Raw genomic sequence first — 17,210 nt, forward strand, 5'->3', positions numbered from 1 at the left:
GCCGAATCATGCGTATCTTGGAAACGCATTTCCATCCTGACAACTTGCAACTCCCCATTCGTTCACCAGCTTTCGGAGCAGGTCACGCCGTTTTCGTGATACTCCGAACGCAAGTGCAGGGTCACGATTTTCCGACCCGTGACGGATTCCACGACCCCGTCGATGAGGCCAAAGCCAAAATGGCAGAGGGCGTGGTTGCCGGCAGGAATTCCCTGCTCGCGCAAGGTGAGCCCGATCTTGCAACCCACAAGCTCTGCTTGGCCATCCAGCAGACAGACTCCTTCCATGAATTCCTTGTTACGGAAGAAGTCGGACACCAGGGCCCGTGCCTCCTCGACGCTTTTACCGGCATGGCCTTCTCCAATTTTTTTGCCCAGTTGTCTGCCGGCAAAACGAAAGACGCTGACGGCGCCCTTATCGCCGATCAGCACGCCCACCTGATTGGCAATGCTGTAGAGGAGCTCGACCACGTCCTTGGTATCCATCGCACATTGCTTGACCTGCTCTGTCATCAAATGTCTCCCGCAATCCGTTCCAGGACTCAACAACCCCCAAAATCACAAACAATTCCGTTCTACAACCACTTCGGAATATGCGTCTCCTTGGGCAACACAACGGGTCTGTCGGCCCCAGAATCCCCCTTTGCTGCGGTTCACCTGATAATAGAAGTCCAGGGTGAGATCCGGTTTGGTGGTAATATCCGCCGTATAGAGCAGATTCATCAGCGAGGCGCCGATTCCGGTCATCAAATAATCGATGGGGTGGTCGGAGTAACTGCCGTAGATGCGCAGATAGCCGAGTGATTCATAGGGATACCAGGCGCGCAACACCAGCCGTTCATTGGGGATGATCTCGGCAATACGCCAGATTCCCCAACCCAGGGCATTGATGCAGGCGATGATCCCTGCCAGCCAATCCTCTTTGCTATGCAGCTGGGGGACAACGAGCTGGTACCAGGGATCGGAGCGCATGATCCCCCCCATCGTGTTGAAGCCGCAGATATGTCCTGCTTCGATCAGCAGGGTTTGCGCCAAGGCCTTGCCCTGTAGGTGGCAAAACTTGTCTTTGTAGTAAAACAGGGCGGGATACTCATACCAGAGCATCTCCCCCAGGTATTTGTGGGTGGACAAGGCCTGCGCCAATGCTTCCTCGAAGCGAAAGGAGACCAGGTTGTAGTAGTCGGCATAGTGCCGGGTCAGGTAGACACCGAAGGCCGGGATCAGGCCGTTTTCGTCACCGGACAGAGGGAGTGTTCCCACGGCGCCGATGATGGCGTCCTCGTCTACATGGAGACTCTGCGTGCGCGGCGATATCTGCGCGGCCCCTTCTGGTAGAATCGGCTGCGAGATGGCCGGGGTCCGGAGCGGAAAATCTCCTTCGAGACGGGGGATGATCCGGAAAACCGTGGCATCGCCGCCTTTGGAAATGGGTTCAGGGCTGGTCTGAATGGCTCCCTGCAGGGGACGCTCCTGGATGGCGGAAAGGCTGCCTACGGCAAAACCCAGGTCAAAATATTCGCCAGGACTGCGACGCACTCCATAGTTCAGGCGCAGGGCACTTCCATAGTGGGAGTGGGTCTCGCGGACATCCATCCATTCCCCTGTGCTCTGATCGACATGCGTGAAGTCCAGATTACCGAATCCACAGTAGCGGTAGAGCGTTTCTGCACAGGCAGTTCGCTCTTCCAGCCTCCATTCAGGATGCCTGGCAAAAATCCCTCGCAACTGGCGAAAGACGACTTCGGTAGCGGCGTCTTGCAGGATTGGCTCATGGGCAATGTAATGACAGTCTTCCACCACGAGCTGCAGAAAGCGGTTGTAGTGGTTGCAATGGAAGACCATCGGCTCTCCATCGAGAACCACCACCCCGCTGTGATCGTCGCGAACTGGTTGGCACGCGTACATAACAAGGGGACCCCTGGCATATCTGTGGACCAACGACTTAGATAGGCGAGATTTCGGGATCCTGCCGTTCGGCTCAGCCCTCCAGCGTCCTGATCTTTTGACCCAAACCTTGGACATCAGCATCGGCGGGCAGCACGATCATCAGCAGGGTGTCAGCGCTCTGAGGAAGAAACAGGGCGGCATGATCCTGGCAGCGGATGATGATCTCCTGCGTTGCACATTCGGCAAGGCCGGAGCCAACATGTTCCGCCAGCCGCATTACCGCCGCTCCCGCCACGCCGATCAGCCGCTCGTCGGCCACTTTTTCCCCCGCGTAGTGCAGGATGGCTCCATCACTGGAAATCACGGCAATACTGCGAACGCTCGCTACAGCAGCGTGGATCTTTGTCGACAGCTTTTGAAATCTCTCTGGATTCACAGCGCTTCTCCTGAGCGGATAGGAAATTGGAATGCTTCTTCATTCAGCAGGTCCGGACCACATTCCAGCTCCGCAAACCAATCGAGGAAGGCACGGACGGTCTCCTTGCCTTTGAAGGAAGCGCCATGTTGCGGCACGATCCAGTCGACATCCATACTGCGCAGCATCTGTGCCCAGAGTCGACAGACCTTGTTGCCACCCATGTAGCGGCGATGGAAGGCATCCATGCCCGATCTCGCGCGGTGCGCATGAAAGGCGTCGGCACCCTCGATGGGAGTCATGGCTTCCTTCCCGCTCACCAGATTGGCACCAATATCTCCGGAAAACAGGATCCTGCTCCGTGGATCGTAGACCTGAAAATTGCCCACCGAGTGCAGATAGTGGGCAGGAATGAGATGCAGGTCTTGTCCCGCGAGGGAAACCATGGCGCCTTGCGCGGGAATGCCAATGACCCGTCCGGCGGTCATTCCTTTGGAGCAGAAGTGTGGCAGAAAGCGTGTCCATTCCTGGGCAATGAGAATCTTGGCATCGGTGATCAGGAGCCAGCCATTGGCCGAGGCAACGATGTCCGGATCTTCGTGGGAGGCAAAGACATAGTCCAGATGTGCCGGCAAAAAATAGTCGGCCATGCCGGCAAGGAGGTTTTTGTAGGTCAGATTGCCTCCTGGGTCGAGCAGCATCCCCTCACCCTGGTGAACAATCAGAAACTGGTTGGCCTGAATGCCCTCCCCCTCCACCAGGTCCGTAAACGCGACACATTTATGTTCACCGTCATCGTACAGCAATACGCTCATACATATCTTTCCTATTCCAGATAATCAGACGGCAAGATATTTAGTATAATCTAATATGATTGCAAGGCGGTTGGCAGCAGCTCCGCAGGCATCTTTCCCTGCCTCGAACAAACCGGAAAGCACGGCGAGCAGCATCGACCGGCGTACGCGGGGTGATCCTGCAGCCAGACACCGGTGCCAGGGTATCGAGCTTATGTCTCCGGCACGAAAATCCGCAGGATGCGAGGGTTCTTCCGTGCGTGCAGCAAGGCCATTGCGATGTGCCCACCCCAATATCCCCAGAGCAAATTGGCAACCAGAGAATGGATGCTCTTGGGTAGGGCATAATAGGTAGCGGCGGGTTTCACTCCGTGGGCAGAAAAAATCAAATAGAACATCAAAATGCCCGTAAGCCCCATCGCCGTAACCACGAGAATACCCAATCCATGCACAAAGCCGGGCAACCCGCCGCGCATCCCACCCTCGGGCAGGCTTCCTTGCAGGGCACCGCGCATATCCATCCAAATTCGTTCACGATGTATCCCCAGATAGGGAAACAGATGCAAGCGAAGCTCTCGCGACAGACAAATCTCTCGCCAGAACAGGAGGATGACCAGAAAGGTTGTGGTACCCAGAAGCATATGCGCCCAGTACAGCACATGCTGATACAGGGCAACACCCACATGCTTCCAGATCGCATGCATTTTCAATTGACTGAACAATTGGAATGTCACTAGGATCGCCAGGGCCAAATGTAACCATTTTAATGATAAGGGCCAAGATTGCTCTTCCATGGTTTTCTCTCAGCAGAAAAGGCGCCAACATCCACGATATCGGCGCCAAGCATAATACACGATCAAAAGTGCGCGGAGATACTGCCGAACACCGTGAGTGGCGCACCTGGCAAGGCCAAAACCTGGCCGGCCGAATTCCCACCCAACAAGCCACCAGCCGTAATGTACTGGAATTCGTTGTAGTGATTATTGGTGAGATTGAGAATATTCAGGCTCAAATCGACATGCCGTAGGAACGGTACCATGCCAACCGTGGGGATTTTCTCGTCGATACCGAGATTGAGGGTACCATAGGCAGGCATTTTCTCCGTACTGGGCATACCAGCATTATTAAACATCGATTGCGCACCCACATACTGATACCACAGACGCGGCTGCAGCACGGTTCCCGCCAAAGGCAGGCGATAAATCACACCAATGTTGAAGGTCTTGTTGGGAACATTCGATACCGGCAGGCCATTATAGGAGACCCCACCGGTGACGTAGTGACCGAAAACCGCCTTCTCGAAGTTCGCATTCATGAACAGATCGAGGTTATACAAAATCTCGTCATCCAACGCCAGATTCACGCCCTGATAGATGGAATCGCCATTGGCATCGCCAATATAGTTCCCGTTGCTGTCATAGAGAGGAATATACTGATTGGTATAGTGGAGATGATAGAAACTTGCGGTAAAGAGGAAATGATGCAGAAATGCCGCATGGTCAAAGTGGATCTTGACACCGGCATTATAATCAGCGCTGCGCTCCAGGTTATAGATGGGCGCTGTTGACTGATAAAGCCCACCGCCGCCACCCACTTGTGGCTCCTTGTAGGCTTCCGCGTAACTGGCAAAGAGCGCCAACCACGGAATGGGACGCCAATTGAAATCCAGCGACGGCTCCACCTGGGTAAAACTCCTACTTGCTGCTGGCAGAACACCCTGATTATTCTGCGGATACAGGGCATACGCCTGTGCAAAGTCTGTCTGCCCAGAGGGGGTATAGCGGGTCTGATAATTGATGACACGGACTCCTGGGGTGATGTGCAGATTTTCCATCGGGTTGATCCGATCCTGCACGAAGGCAGCGAGATCGGTCTGCTGGAAATAATCACTACGATAGTGGGCGTTGGGTACAAGTCGCGATCCAAAGTATGGCGCATTGGTGTTGTAGAACGCGTTTCGAGTGTTGTAGTCACTGTTCAGGAAAAATCCGCCAAAACTTACTTCGTTATACGGAAGCTTAGCGGTGAGGAAGAGCTTGTCTCCATACACCGCGTCATGGGGATTGTTGTACTCATAGAGGTTACTCGGGTTGCTTAGGCCATAGTTATTGTAATGGAAGTGTAAACGATGGCCGTAGCGGTACCAGATCATGTTGTGCAGCGACCAGATCTTGTCCAGGTCGACATTCAGCTTACTGTACAAGAGCCAAGTACTGTTGCTGTCCTGCTTATACCAAACGTCGTTGGGTAAGGAGGAGTAGAAGCCACTCGTTGCCTGACTGTACAACGGCGAGTTCGCAGTGCCATTCAAGGTCACACCGGCAATGGGATTGACTGGAATGGGTACCGGACGATAGCCAGAACCTTTTGCCAAATACGCACCCACAGAAAAATCACCATTACTGAAGGTCTTTCTCGTCTTCAAGAACCACGCATAACTGTAACTGGGGTTATTGAAACCGTCAGGGCTTTGCCGATAGCTATTCGATGAACCAGCGCCTCCGGCCAGAATTGTCGACCATCCATCGACGTTGCCCGTGCGAATGTTGAAAACGATATTTTTCGAATCATAGCTGCCATAGGTGAGCTTGATATCGCCACCGGGCTTGGCAGTTGGCTGCAGCGGCACGAAATTGATTTGACCGCCGATATTGTTATACCAGCGATTCTCTGGGTTACCTGGACCATAGGTAATGCCAATGCCCTGCAGGATCCCGGTCTGTGGAACCTGAGGTGATTGCCACAAGCCGGTAGACGGGTCAACCATCGGCACACCATCGAAGGTTACGGAAAGACTACCATCATCGATCTGACCGCCAGAAAAACCGCCCCAGCCCTGCTTGATGCCGTTGATACTGATGGAAGTCTTGGTCGCGCCACTGGAGCCATACCCAGATACACCAACACCGGGAGCGTAACTGAGGGCCTGGGCACTCCCACCCATGGGACCCGCAGCGGCCATCTGCGCCTTGTCGAGCACCTTGATGGATTGTCCAGAAGTGAAATTGTGTTTCTGGGTGAGACTCCTGGCTTCCTTGCTGCCAAGGTCGCTAGTAGCGGCAACGGCGGCACTGACTTCGCCAATGGAAATCGTGGATTGCGTAGGAGCAGTAACGGAATCTTCAGCGTGGGCAACGCCGATGAACAGGAAACCAGCGGCAGCCATCGCCGCGCGCAGGACAGAGGGCGCCCCACGGTGGGGACGCGAAGATACAAAATTTGTTGACATGCGATTAACCTCTCGTAGCTGGGCGTTGTATTGCAACAAACCATTTGGTCGTACAACAACCAAACACGAGAGAAGCTAGCACATTATTATTACAATTTTATGAACCTTTTATGAACTTTTTGTGACAGTCAATTGTTGCTGCGAGTTTTTCTATCCGCTGCTTCCGCGCGAATTTAGCGCCCATCAATTAGCAAAAAATTAGGAATCGTTCGGCACCCAGATGTATAGCCAATGGCATGGACCAGGGCCATCTTGCCTGCTATCGTTTCGCCACCCGCTACATTGCAAAGGATACCCAATGAAACTCTCTCTGCTCCGTCGTGGCATCGCCGTTGCCCTTGTTCTGCTCCCATTGAGCTCCATGGCCGATTCTGTCAACTTTGCCCTAGTGAAAAAAATCACCTTGCCTACGGTCGATGGCCATGGCGACCTACTTCGTTATGACCCCGGTAACCAACAAATCTACGCCTCCATGGCCCGTAGCGGTGGCGCCGTCATCAACACCAAGACCCATAACATTTCCCATATCATTCAGGGCGGGATAGAGAATCCCTCGGGAATGTCTTGGGATAAAAACTACGTCTATTGGACATCTAATGCCAAATCCCATGGTCATCCAGACGATCAGATTTATGTCGTTTCCAAGCAGAATTGGAAAGTCGTGTATCATTTCCATCCCGTCGGATTAACTCCCGATGCCATCTATGCCAATGAAAAAAACCATCGTTTGTACGTCGTGATGAACGATAGCAACTGGATCGATATCTACAGCCTTGGGGAAAAACCGGTGTACCTGGGCCAAATTCCGCTCTACCCCACATCTGGCAGCGGCCCAGATGTCGGCGTGCTGCGCGCCAAGGCGAATCTTCTCTACATTCCTGATGACTCCTGGGAAGAGACCATCGATCTAAAAACCAACAAGATCATCGCCAAGGTAAATACCGCGCTGCCGGGATCGGTGGGAGAAAGCTCGCACACCAAGGGTCAGGTATATGACGAAAAAACCGGCGATCTGTGGGTCGGTACCACGAAGGGCGGCATTCTCGTCCTAAACGCCAGCAACCTGAAAATCATCAAACGCCTGCCCTCCAAAGCAGGAATCGATGAGGTTGCCCTCGATCCCAAATATCAATTGATTTACGCCTTCGAGAGCAAAGGCAAGGGATTCAACGTGTATAACGCCAAGACCCTGCAACTCGTGGGTTTTGTCAAAACTGGATACCTCAGCACCCACACCGGTGCAGTCAATCCCCAAACCCACGAAATCTATGCCTATGCAGGGATGGATCACACAATATTCGTCTATCGACCAATCTCGTCCAAACCTTGAGTTTTAGGTAACGGTGAATTGCCCCATCATGCCGTTGTCCTCGTGCTCCAACATGTGACAGTGGTACATGTACGGAAATTCCTCAGTGGCTTTCTGGCCAAAATGGGCAATGAAACGCACTGTTTCCTCGCGGCGGATGAGCAGGGTGTCCTTCCACCCACGCTCCGTCGCCGGAGGAGGTGCACCATCGCGCGCGAGAATCTGAAAGGATGTCCCATGCACATGGAACGTGTGCGCCATTTCGGCTTGATTTATTATTTCCCAGATCTCCGTGCTTCCGAGTCGTAATCGCTCGTTGATCACTGACATATTCATGCTAGCGCCATTGATTGAGAACAAGGGCTCCCCCCCAATTCCCAATGACATTCCCCCCGGGCCAGCATAGCGGACCTGCTGCATCGCTTTGCGCAATTCGGGCATGTCCTGGCGCATCGCCATGCCCCGCAGTACAAAACGACGCGCAGGTGCATCGGGGCGCAAACGCGGAATATCTACCAATTGCTCTGGCAACGTCCCTCCGGGCTGCTGCGCCGGGCGCACACGAATGGCCAAGAGAGGGAAGTTACTGCGATCATACTGGTCGCTGTCCATGGGCCGCAGACTCAAGGCAGGGACCACACTCCCGGAATCACTGCGAAGGTAGAGCTCTTTCCCGGCCAGACGACGCAAATCGATCAGGATTTCCGCTCGCTCCGCCGGCGCGAGAAGCAAGCGCTGTACGGCGACTGGTGCCGCCAGATAGCCCGCATCACTGGCAATAACGTAAAATTCGCGATCTTCGGAAAAGGCAAAATTGTAGAGGCGAGCGTTGGAGGCATTGAGCAGTCGCAGCCGCAGCCATTGGGCGGGCGCCTCCAGAACCGGCGATTCCCTACCGTTGATCAGGAAACGATTGCCTTTCATGCCCATCACATCCATGGCCATTGGCATGTACTGCAAAGTTCCAGAGTCGTCTAGCAAGCGATCCTGTACGATCACCGGAATGTCATCGACACCCCAGTCACGTGGCAACCCGAGAGCCGCGTCGGTACCGTCCTGCACCAGATACAAACCGGCTAGGCCGGCATAGATATGGGGACCAGTGCGGGAGGCGGGGTGCGGGTGATACCAAAGCGTTGCTTCAGGCTGCGCAAGCTGATATTCGTAGCGCCAGACCTTTCCTGGAAGAATCAGGCTCTGCGGCCCTCCGTCCATACTGCCCGGCACGTGGGCGCCATGCCAGTGGGTCGTGGTGCTCTCCGCAAGGGTATTATGCACCCAGAGGCGCACCGGCTGATGACGGGGAATCAGCAATGCCGGCCCCAGAAGCCCGCCATTGTAGCCCCAGGTAGGCGTGTGCAAACCAGAGCAGAGCTGGCTCGTTCCCGCACCAATCCGTAAGTGGAATTCCCGCACGCCATCAGCGGCCAGATGACCCGTATACTGCGGCGGAATGGGTAAGGGCGCAGAAAAGTGCGGTTTCGGTAGCGCCGCGGACGGAGCGGACATCCGCATCCCCTCCATGTTTTTCTTGCCAAGGGCCACAAGGGCAGTCAGACTCAGCAGACCACCGCCACCAAGGGTCAGAAACTGCCTACGAGAAAGCGGGAAAAGGGGTTCTTTCGACATGTTGACACCCTATGAGTTGAGAAACGTGGCGATAGGTCCACCATAACACTTGAAAGAAGTAGAAAGTCAACTGTCGTTTTCCCGACTAATTGCTAGCTAATACTCCTGCTGCACACTCTGCACCGTGAACGCATGGGGCGTTCTCGGAAATGTTGGAGGGTAGCGTGAAAAAGCAGATCATCATTGGGTTGGTTCTCGTGGGTCTGGTTGCCAGTGGTTCCGCACTCGCGTTCAAGGGCGAGCAGTACAGTAAGGAGGCTAAGGTGAGTCTGACCGAGGCTAAAGCGATTGCCAGCAAGGCCTTCCCAGGCAAGATTACCGACGTGGAACTAGAGAAGGAGGCCGGCGGTAGCGGCCTGCGTTACTCTTTCGATATTCAACGTGGTACGGTAACCCACGAAGTGGGAGTGGACGCGGTCACGGGCAAGGTCCTGGAAAACTCCATCGACAACGGCAAGGATTGAGTAACAGGCGTCTGTACGGTTGACGAGGGCAATCAAGGCCAATGCGACTCTTGTTGGTAGAAGATGACGAAATGCTGGGAGAGGCCCTCGTCCTTGCCCTGCGCGAGGGTGGTCACGCGGTGGACTGGGTGCGTAGCGCCCGGGCCGCGGGTGCCGCCCTCACCCCTCCTGAGCACGAAGTCTTGCTCCTAGATCTCGGTCTTCCCGATGGGGAGGGTCTGGATCTCTTGCGTGCCTTGCGCGCCCAGGGAAGCGCGATTCCCGTACTTATTCTTAGCGCCCGGGACGCCGTCGAGACCCGTATCGAAGGCCTCGATACCGGTGCCGACGACTACCTGATCAAACCCTTTTCGAGCAGGGAGCTGCTGGCCCGCCTGCGCGTTTTGCAGCGACGGCAAGGTGGCAGTGGGCAAGTTCTGCTCAGCAATGGCAAGATTCATCTCGATCCGAGCAGCCACGAGGCCTGGCGGGAAGGAGCAGAATCCCAGCGACAACGCCTGGGGCGCCGGGAGTTTGCCCTGCTCAGCGCCCTACTGCAGAAACCCGGACGCATCCTCAGCCGGGAAGAGCTGGAGACGCGCATCTACGGCTGGGGCGAAGAGGTGGAGAGCAACAGTATCGACTTCCTCATCCATGGCCTGCGCAAAAAATTGGGCAGCGACGCCATCAAGAACCTGCGCGGTGCCGGCTGGCTGGTAGAGAAGTACGGATGAGCACTGCGGCTCCTTCGCTGCAGCGGCGTCTCTTCTGGACCTTGAGCTTTTGGCTCATCCTCGGCGGGGTCATTGCCGCCGCCGTAGACTACGGTTTGGCCTACGAAGACGCCAAACACCTGCAAGATGCGACCCTGGCCGAAATCGCCCAATGGGTCGATCCGGCCCATCTGCCCCAGCACGATCTGCGTGCGCCTTGGTTTCGGCACAAGCAAAATCATATCGATCACGACGAAGAGTTTGGTAGGGTGATCGTGGAGCGGGTTGGCATCGATCAGAATAATGATGCGCTGCCGATCCCTTCGAAGTGGAAACCCGGCTTTCATCATCTGCAGGCAAAGGGAGAGCACTGGCGGGTATTCCTTGCTGCGTTGCCTAGCGGCGATCGCCTTGCCGTCGCCCAGCCCATCTCGGTACTACAGGAAGCCGCCTGGGACGGGGCACAGCAGAGCATCTGGCCGATCCTATTGCTGCTGCCGATCGTCCTTCTTGCCCTGCGCTGGCAGGTCTATTCCGTGTTTCGTCCTCTGCGCCGCCTGGCACGGGAATTGTCGGCACTACAGCCGGACAAGGCACAAATCCGTCTGCCAAGCACCCCGGTGCCGCGCGAGCTGTTGCCCTTCTGGCTCGCCATCCAAGAGTTGCTGCAACGGGTTGCCGATCTGATGCAGACGGAGCGCCGCTTCATTGCCGACGCCGCCCATGAATTGCGCACGCCCCTGGCTGCCCTCTCCTTGCAGGTCGAAAATGCCGAACGCGCCGCCAGCTGGGATAGCTGCAGGCAGCGATTGCAGCAGGTAGACGCGGGTCTGGCACGCAGTCGCCATCTCCTCGATCAACTGCTCACCCTCGAGCGCCAACTTGCCGGCACGGAAAAGCGGGAAAGCATCGAACTTGGCGAATTGCTGCGGGAAATCCTTGGGGATCGCCTTCCAGTAGCGGAAAGCAAGGGCATCGATCTCGAATTGCAGATGCCCTCTGGCCCTTTGCCCCTTTACACCGAAGCCCTCGCGCTACGTGTACTGATCAGCAATGTTCTGGACAATGCGCTACGTTACGCGCCAGCCAAGAGTCTGGTAGCAGTACGAGTGCAGGCACACGAGGACACGTTGCAACTGGAGATTGAGGACGAAGGTCCGGGTATCCCCCCCGCCCAACGTGAGCTGATCTTCTCCCCCTTCCATCGCGCCGCGGATGCCGAGGGCGAAGGCACTGGCCTTGGGCTGGCCATTGTTGCCGCCGCCGCCAGGCGGCTGGGCGGCAGCATCGAATTGCGCGATGGTCACGCAGGTCGAGGGCTGCTGTTTCAGTACCGCCAGCCCTTAGCCGGAATGCCCCCAGCCGGTGTCGCATGAGAGGAGCACGTTCTCTATCGCTTGCCACGGGGATGCTGCTGCTCAGTGCTTGCGCCAGCTACCATCCGCTGCCACTGTCCACGCAGATCCCGCAGCCCAAGAGCCTCAGCGAGGCACTCGCCGCGGCCAACGCTGGAAATCATCTCCACACTGACGCAATCAATCTTCATGCCCCCCTGTCGGGCACGGCACTGGCGCAAATCGCTATCCTGCTCAATCCGCAACTGCGTGCTACCCGCGCCAAGCTGGGAGTTGCGAATGCGCAGGTCTTCGCCGCAGGGTTGCTACCCGATCCACAGCTTTCCCTCAGTGCCGATCTGCCGACCACTCCCGGCTACTATTCTGCCTACAGCTTGGGTCTGCAGTGGAGTCTGGCTAGCCTCTTCACCCGTTCTGCCAATCTTGCCATCGCCCGTGCGCAGGCTCGTTCCGTCCGCTATGACGTGGCCTGGCAGGAATGGCTGCTGGCCAATCAGGTCCGCATTCTGGCGCGCAAACTCTATTTTCTGCAGGAGCAGGAATCCATTGCCGCCGCCGCGACGCAGATCAGCGAGGAACTTTACCAGAAATCATCGGAGAATCTCCGCGCCGGGGATACGACCCTGCCCAACCATGCCCTGCGCCAGATTGCCTATGTGGACAGTCGGGATCGCGAACTGGCACTGCGCCGTCAGGTGGCCAAAACTCAACAAGAACTCAATGCACAGTTGGGACTACCTCCCAGCTTCCACCTCAACTTGGCGGCGCCACGAAGCCTGGCGAAACTGCCCCCCGAGAAGGAGCTCGTGCGCGAGGCACTACAGCATCGTCTCGATTTGGCGGCGCTGCGTGCCGGGTACGACGCCCAAGAGGCTCAGGTTCGGCGCGCCATCCTTGGTCAATACCCGGGCTTCAGCATTGGTGTCAACCACGCCGCCGACACCTCCAACGTGCAGACCTGGGGGCCGAGCATCACCTTCGACCTACCACTCTGGAACCGCAATCGCGCAGCCATCCGGCAGAGCGAGGCAACCCGCGCCGAATTGCACGCCGCCTATAGCGCCCGGCTTTTTCAGACACGCGCGGACATTGCGAGCCTGGTGCAGGACCTGCAGCGTTTGCGCCCGGAGATCACCCTCTTGCGCAGCCAATTGCCAGCGCTCGCGCAGGCGGAAAAGGTTTTGCGCCAGGCGGTAGCGGAGCACAACGCGACCCTCGTCGAATATGAAAGCGTCCGCAGCCAGCTGCTCGACAAAAAATTGCAACTCCTGAGCCTGGAAGGGGCGGCTACAGAAGATCAGGCCGCCCTGGAACTGGCCGTTGGCATTCCCTGGGAAAAATGGAGAAAAGCCCCATGAACTGGCAGCGTGCGCTGCAACTCACTGCCCTCACCGCCCTGGTTGGGCTTGCATCTCTGGCGGGCAACGCCGCGCCCTCGGCGCTGGTGCAGATCAGCCCGGTGCAGAGCAGGCTCTTCACCCACACTTTGCGCGCCTATGGCACCGTAGCCTTTGCCAGCCAGGCGGCCCACCTGCTCAGCGCACGTTGTGAAAGTGTCGTGCAACAGGTCTTGGTGGTTCCTGGGGAAAAGGTACGGAAAGGACAGCTACTACTGCGCCTCAGCGCCTCGCCCGCCGAGCAACTGCAGGTGGAACAGGCAAAAATCGATCTGCGATTTGCACAGAACGAATGGCAGCGCCAAAGCGATCTGCGGCAACGGCAGCTGGCCACCAATGCCCAGGTGCAGAGCGCGGCCCAAAATCTCGCCAAAGCCAAGGCACTACTGCAGAGCCTGGAGCAGCGCCAACAGTCCTTACAGGGAGGCGCCATTCGCGCCCCCATCGCCGGCGTCATTACCGCCGTCCCGGTCCAGGCGGGCAATACCGTCGCGGCGGGGCAATCCTTTCTCACCATCAACCCTGCGTCGGCGCGCGTTGTCGCCCTCGGTGTGGAGCCGCAAGATCTCGCCGAGGTGCATCCGGGAGCCAAGGTCGTCTTGCGCAGCCTGGAAGATCGTGGGCGATCCTGGTCCGCCAAGGTGCAACAGGTCCTGGCGCAAGTCGATCCGAACACGCGTCTTGCCGGGGTAATCGTACCCTTACCGGCGGACGCCCAAGCCCTTCCCGGCACCCTGCTCAGTGGCGAGATCACCCTTGCCCAGCAGCAGTCCCTGGCCATTCCCGACTCCGCTGTCCTGCGCGAGCATGGACGGTCCTATTGCTTCGTCGATGCGCACGGTATCGCGCAAAAGCGCTGGATCGAAACCGGCTGGCAGGAGGGGAAATGGATCGAGGTACGGCACGGGCTCCACGCCGGCGAGGCGGTCGTGAGCCTGGGAAACTATGAATTACAGGAAGGCATGTCCCTGCGTCTGGAGGGGAAATCCTGATGGGTGACTGGCTGCTCCGACACCGTCGTTTCCTCCTCTTTTTGCTCCTGCTGCTCACCCTCGGTGGTCTGCTGGCGGCGCAGAAACTGCCGGTCGCACTCTTCCCACAAGTCTCCTTTCCGCGCATCGAAGTCTCGGTAGATGCCGGCAATATGCCCATTGGCCAGACCCAGATCGCCCTGACCCTGCCCCTGGAACAGGCCCTGCGTGCGGTACCCGGGGTACGCAAGATCCGTTCGACCACGGCGCGGGGCGCGGCAGATATCTCGGTGCAATTCGCCTGGGGTAGTGACATGCAAAACGCCCTCCTGCAGGTCGAGGCCGCCATCAATCAGGAGCTGCCCAAACTCCCCGCTGGTACCCAGTTTCATGCGCGCCGCATGGATCCGACCGTGGATCCGATTCTGGGCTTGGCCCTGACCTCCGCGCAGCTGGATCCCGTGGCGTTGCGACGCGTCGCTTACTATCAACTACGCCCACGCCTGTTGAGCATCCCTGGGGTCGCGCAAGTGACGGTACAGGGCGGCGCCCAGGAAGAGTTTGAGGTCTCCGTCGATCCCTGGCTCCTGCAACATTACGGTCTATCCTATGTCGACGTCGAAAAGGCCCTGGCGGGTGCGAATATCATCGAGGCAGTGGGGCGCAGCCAACGCCACTACCGCCTGTATCAGATCCTCAGCACGAGCCACTTGGTCAATGGCGACGAAATCGGCAAGACCATCCTCAAAAGCGGTCCCGAAGGCATTGTCGATCTCGCCGATGTGGCCAAGATCAAGCAGGGCACGCGTCCCGCGTGGACCACAGTCACCGCCAACGGCAAGAACGCCGTGCTCCTCAACATCTTGCAGCAACCAGGCGGTAACACCGTCGCCATCGACCAGGCCCTGCGCAAACTTTTGCGCAGCAGTGCAGCCTCGCTACCCCCGGGCGTGAAGATCAGCACCTGGTACGATCAGAGCCAACTCATCACCGCCGCTGCCGGCAGCGTGCGCGATGCGATCATCATCGGCGCCCTCCTCGCCGCCCTGGTGCTCTTCGCCTTTCTCCGTAATCTGCGCCTTACCCTGATCGTCGCCATCACCTTGCCCAGCGTGTTGATCGCCAGTGCGTTGGTCCTTTACGTACTGCATCAGAGTTTCAACATCATGACCCTGGGCGGTATGGCGGCAGCGGTCGGCCTGGTGGTGGATGACGTGGTCGTCATGCTCGAACACCTGATGCGGCGCATCAGCGAAGAGCGCAAAGACTGGTCGATCCTGCATCTGGCGCAGGAACTCAGCATCCCCTTGGCCGGCTCTTCGGCGGCGACGCTGATCATTTTTCTTCCGCTGGCCTTTCTATCAGGGGTGACGGGCGCATTTTTCCAGGCCCTGGCCATCGCCATTGCCGCTGCCCTACTCATTTCCTTTCTAGTTGCCTTTCTCGCCGTTCCGGTATTGGCGCAATTGCTGCTCCGGCAGAAAGACGCCGACCGGGCCGAGCATCAGGGATCGCTGCAGCGCTGGGCCACCGAGCGCTACCGGCAGTTGCTCGCCCGTTTCCTGCAAAAACCCGGGTGGCTCCTGCTTTCCGTGGGCTTGCTGGTCGCCCTGTCCGGATGGTCCTACACCCAGGTGGGCAGCGGCTTTCTGCCCCCCATGGACGAGGGTGGCTTTGTGCTGGACTATCGCGCCCCCCGGGGACTTCCCTCGCGGAGACCGATCGCCTGCTGGATCAGGTACAGCAGATTCTGGCACAGACACCCGAAGTCGCCGACTACTCGCGACGCACTGGACTGCAGTTGGGTGGCGGGATTACCGAGGCCAATACCGGCGACTTTTTCATCCGTCTCAAGACCCAGCGCAAACGCAACATCTGGCAGGTCATGGATAGTGTGCGGGCGCAGATCGAGAATCAGGTGCCAGGCTTACGAGTGGAAACCGGTCAGCTCATGGAAGACCTGATCGGCGACCTGACCGCCGTTCCACAACCCATAGAAATCAAGATCTTTGGCAATCACCCCCGAGAATTGGAACCCATTGCGCGGCAGATCACCCGGACGATCAAGGGGGTTCCCGGGGTCACCGAGGCCTTTGACGGCATTACCATTGCCGGGGATGCCATCGACATCCACGTCGATCCCCTGCGTGCACGGGCCATTGCGGGTATGACACCCGCCGAAGTCACCCAACAGCTGCGCACCCTGCTGCAGGGGCAGGTAGTCACCCAAATTCCGCACGGCGAGGAAATGATCGGTGTGCGTCTGCGCGCCCCGCAAGACCTCTCCCAGCGGATCGATCAGCTGCGCCACCTGCCGCTGATTGCGCCCAGCGGGCAGACCTTTTTTCTCGATCAGGTGGCCACGATCTCCATCCAAGCAGGCCAGGCGGAGCTGGATGCGGAAAATCTGCAACCGATGATCGCCGTTACCGCGCGCATCGATAACGGCTACGCCATGGGTACGGTCCTCGCGCAAATTCAGCAACATCTCTCCAAACTCCCACTACCACACGGGGTATACCTGGAATACGGCGGTCTCTATCAGGAACAGCAGCAGGCCATGCATGATCTGGCCTTGGTACTGCTGGCAGCAATTTTGCTCGTTGCGGCGCTGCTCCTCTTTCTCTACGAAAACTTTGCTATCGTGTTCAGTATCCTGATTACCGCGCTGCTGGCCCTGGGGGCGGTATTCGTCGGTTTGTGGCTGACGGGTACCGAGCGCAATCTCACCGCCATGATCGGTATGACCATGATCGTCGGCATCGTCACCGAGACGGCGATCTTCTACTTTGCAGAGCTGCGCAACCATCATCCGGAAGAACTCGTGCGGGCTGGCGCCGCACGCCTACGCCCGGTCCTCATGACCGCCATCATCGCCATTCTCGCCCTGCTACCCCTGGCCCTGGGGATTGGCGCTGGCGCACAAATGCAGGCTCCGCTGGCCGTCGCCATCATCTCCGGCCTACTCGCCGAAATTCCCTTGGTGCTCTTGGTGATGCCGGGAATCTATGCCACCCTGCAGAGGATTCTACCGCGGCGTAACTCCCGGAGTTATGAATGACGATCGAT

The 17,210-nt window shown here is 57.6% G+C and carries 13 protein-coding genes and 1 pseudogene; 7 read left to right on the plus strand and 7 right to left on the minus strand.

What is annotated here, in order from left to right; all coding sequences use genetic code 11:
- Window positions 1-62: 62 nt before the first annotated feature.
- The 6 genes from ORD17_RS00765 to ORD17_RS00790 form a co-directional block, all read right to left on the minus strand.
- Window positions 63-512 carry a hypothetical protein gene (locus ORD17_RS00765; protein ID WP_308389023.1) on the minus strand — a complete coding sequence of 150 codons (450 nt, stop codon included), beginning with the start codon at window positions 510-512 and terminating at the stop codon, window positions 63-65.
- A 45-nt stretch (window positions 513-557) separates the two neighbouring features.
- Window positions 558-1,904, minus strand: a complete 1,347-nt coding sequence (locus tag ORD17_RS00770) for a hypothetical protein (RefSeq protein WP_374693378.1) — start codon at window positions 1,902-1,904, stop codon at window positions 558-560.
- 73 nt (window positions 1,905-1,977) lie between these two features.
- Window positions 1,978-2,322 carry a roadblock/LC7 domain-containing protein gene (locus ORD17_RS00775; protein ID WP_308389025.1) on the minus strand — a complete coding sequence of 115 codons (345 nt, stop codon included), beginning with the start codon at window positions 2,320-2,322 and terminating at the stop codon, window positions 1,978-1,980.
- Window positions 2,319-3,116, minus strand: coding sequence for an MBL fold metallo-hydrolase (locus ORD17_RS00780; RefSeq protein ID WP_308389026.1), 798 nt, complete (start codon window positions 3,114-3,116; stop codon window positions 2,319-2,321). The genes ORD17_RS00775 and ORD17_RS00780 overlap by 4 nt, the downstream gene beginning before the upstream one ends.
- Window positions 3,117-3,307: 191 nt before the next feature.
- Window positions 3,308-3,889 (minus strand): cytochrome b/b6 domain-containing protein, encoded by a 582-nt coding sequence (locus tag ORD17_RS00785; protein ID WP_308389027.1) that lies wholly within the window; start codon window positions 3,887-3,889, stop codon window positions 3,308-3,310.
- Window positions 3,890-3,951: 62 nt separating this feature from the next.
- Entirely contained in the window at window positions 3,952-6,324 is a 2,373-nt protein-coding gene (locus ORD17_RS00790) for a TonB-dependent receptor domain-containing protein (RefSeq protein ID WP_308389028.1), read from the minus strand.
- Window positions 6,325-6,622: 298 nt separating this feature from the next.
- Here ORD17_RS00790 and ORD17_RS00795 point away from each other — a divergent pair, with 298 nt between their 5' ends.
- On the plus strand, window positions 6,623-7,654 hold the full coding sequence (locus ORD17_RS00795; RefSeq protein WP_308389029.1) for a hypothetical protein: 1,032 nt from the start codon (window positions 6,623-6,625) through the stop codon (window positions 7,652-7,654).
- A gap of 3 nt (window positions 7,655-7,657) precedes the next feature.
- On the opposite strand, the gene ORD17_RS00800 is transcribed toward ORD17_RS00795, so the two are convergent.
- The gene (locus tag ORD17_RS00800; protein WP_308389030.1) at window positions 7,658-9,262 is read right to left on the minus strand and encodes a multicopper oxidase domain-containing protein; all 1,605 of its coding nucleotides are present in this window, start codon (window positions 9,260-9,262) and stop codon (window positions 7,658-7,660) included.
- A 164-nt stretch (window positions 9,263-9,426) separates the two neighbouring features.
- On the opposite strand from ORD17_RS00800, the gene ORD17_RS00805 reads away from it, so the two are divergent.
- The 6 genes and pseudogenes from ORD17_RS00805 to ORD17_RS00830 all read left to right on the plus strand — a co-directional run bounded on the left by ORD17_RS00805 (window position 9,427) and on the right by ORD17_RS00830 (window position 17,202).
- Window positions 9,427-9,726, plus strand: coding sequence for a PepSY domain-containing protein (locus tag ORD17_RS00805; protein WP_308389031.1), 300 nt, complete (start codon window positions 9,427-9,429; stop codon window positions 9,724-9,726).
- Window positions 9,727-9,767: 41 nt separating this feature from the next.
- Window positions 9,768-10,439 carry a response regulator gene (locus ORD17_RS00810; protein WP_308389032.1) on the plus strand — a complete coding sequence of 224 codons (672 nt, stop codon included), beginning with the start codon at window positions 9,768-9,770 and terminating at the stop codon, window positions 10,437-10,439.
- Window positions 10,436-11,794 (plus strand): ATP-binding protein, encoded by a 1,359-nt coding sequence (locus ORD17_RS00815; RefSeq protein WP_308389033.1) that lies wholly within the window; start codon window positions 10,436-10,438, stop codon window positions 11,792-11,794. Before ORD17_RS00810 ends, ORD17_RS00815 begins: the two co-directional genes overlap by 4 nt.
- On the plus strand, window positions 11,791-13,131 hold the full coding sequence (locus ORD17_RS00820; RefSeq protein WP_308389034.1) for a TolC family protein: 1,341 nt from the start codon (window positions 11,791-11,793) through the stop codon (window positions 13,129-13,131). The genes ORD17_RS00815 and ORD17_RS00820 overlap by 4 nt, the downstream gene beginning before the upstream one ends.
- On the plus strand, window positions 13,128-14,162 hold the full coding sequence (locus ORD17_RS00825) for an efflux RND transporter periplasmic adaptor subunit (RefSeq protein WP_308389035.1): 1,035 nt from the start codon (window positions 13,128-13,130) through the stop codon (window positions 14,160-14,162). Before ORD17_RS00820 ends, ORD17_RS00825 begins: the two co-directional genes overlap by 4 nt.
- Window positions 14,162-17,202 (plus strand): annotated as a pseudogene (locus ORD17_RS00830) (efflux RND transporter permease subunit). The gene ORD17_RS00825 and the pseudogene ORD17_RS00830 overlap by 1 nt, the downstream one beginning before the upstream one ends.
- Window positions 17,203-17,210: the final 8 nt, after the last annotated feature.

It is taken from the genome of Acidithiobacillus sp. AMEEHan (assembly GCF_030996345.1).
GTDB lineage: Bacteria > Pseudomonadota > Gammaproteobacteria > Acidithiobacillales > Acidithiobacillaceae > Igneacidithiobacillus.

What these genes read in the sequence shown, in the direction of transcription:
- ORD17_RS00825 (WP_308389035.1), top strand. Translation starts at nt 13,128, where the DNA reads ATGAACTGGCAGCGTGCGCTGCAACTCACTGCCCTCACCGCCCTGGTT.
- ORD17_RS00765 (WP_308389023.1), bottom strand. Translation starts at nt 512, where the DNA reads ATGACAGAGCAGGTCAAGCAATGTGCGATGGATACCAAGGACGTGGTC.
- ORD17_RS00800 (WP_308389030.1), bottom strand. Translation starts at nt 9,262, where the DNA reads ATGTCGAAAGAACCCCTTTTCCCGCTTTCTCGTAGGCAGTTTCTGACC.
- ORD17_RS00770 (WP_374693378.1), bottom strand. Translation starts at nt 1,904, where the DNA reads ATGTACGCGTGCCAACCAGTTCGCGACGATCACAGCGGGGTGGTGGTT.
- ORD17_RS00785 (WP_308389027.1), bottom strand. Translation starts at nt 3,889, where the DNA reads ATGGAAGAGCAATCTTGGCCCTTATCATTAAAATGGTTACATTTGGCC.
- ORD17_RS00810 (WP_308389032.1), top strand. Translation starts at nt 9,768, where the DNA reads ATGCGACTCTTGTTGGTAGAAGATGACGAAATGCTGGGAGAGGCCCTC.
- ORD17_RS00780 (WP_308389026.1), bottom strand. Translation starts at nt 3,116, where the DNA reads ATGAGCGTATTGCTGTACGATGACGGTGAACATAAATGTGTCGCGTTT.
- ORD17_RS00790 (WP_308389028.1), bottom strand. Translation starts at nt 6,324, where the DNA reads ATGTCAACAAATTTTGTATCTTCGCGTCCCCACCGTGGGGCGCCCTCT.
- ORD17_RS00820 (WP_308389034.1), top strand. Translation starts at nt 11,791, where the DNA reads ATGAGAGGAGCACGTTCTCTATCGCTTGCCACGGGGATGCTGCTGCTC.
- ORD17_RS00795 (WP_308389029.1), top strand. Translation starts at nt 6,623, where the DNA reads ATGAAACTCTCTCTGCTCCGTCGTGGCATCGCCGTTGCCCTTGTTCTG.
- ORD17_RS00815 (WP_308389033.1), top strand. Translation starts at nt 10,436, where the DNA reads ATGAGCACTGCGGCTCCTTCGCTGCAGCGGCGTCTCTTCTGGACCTTG.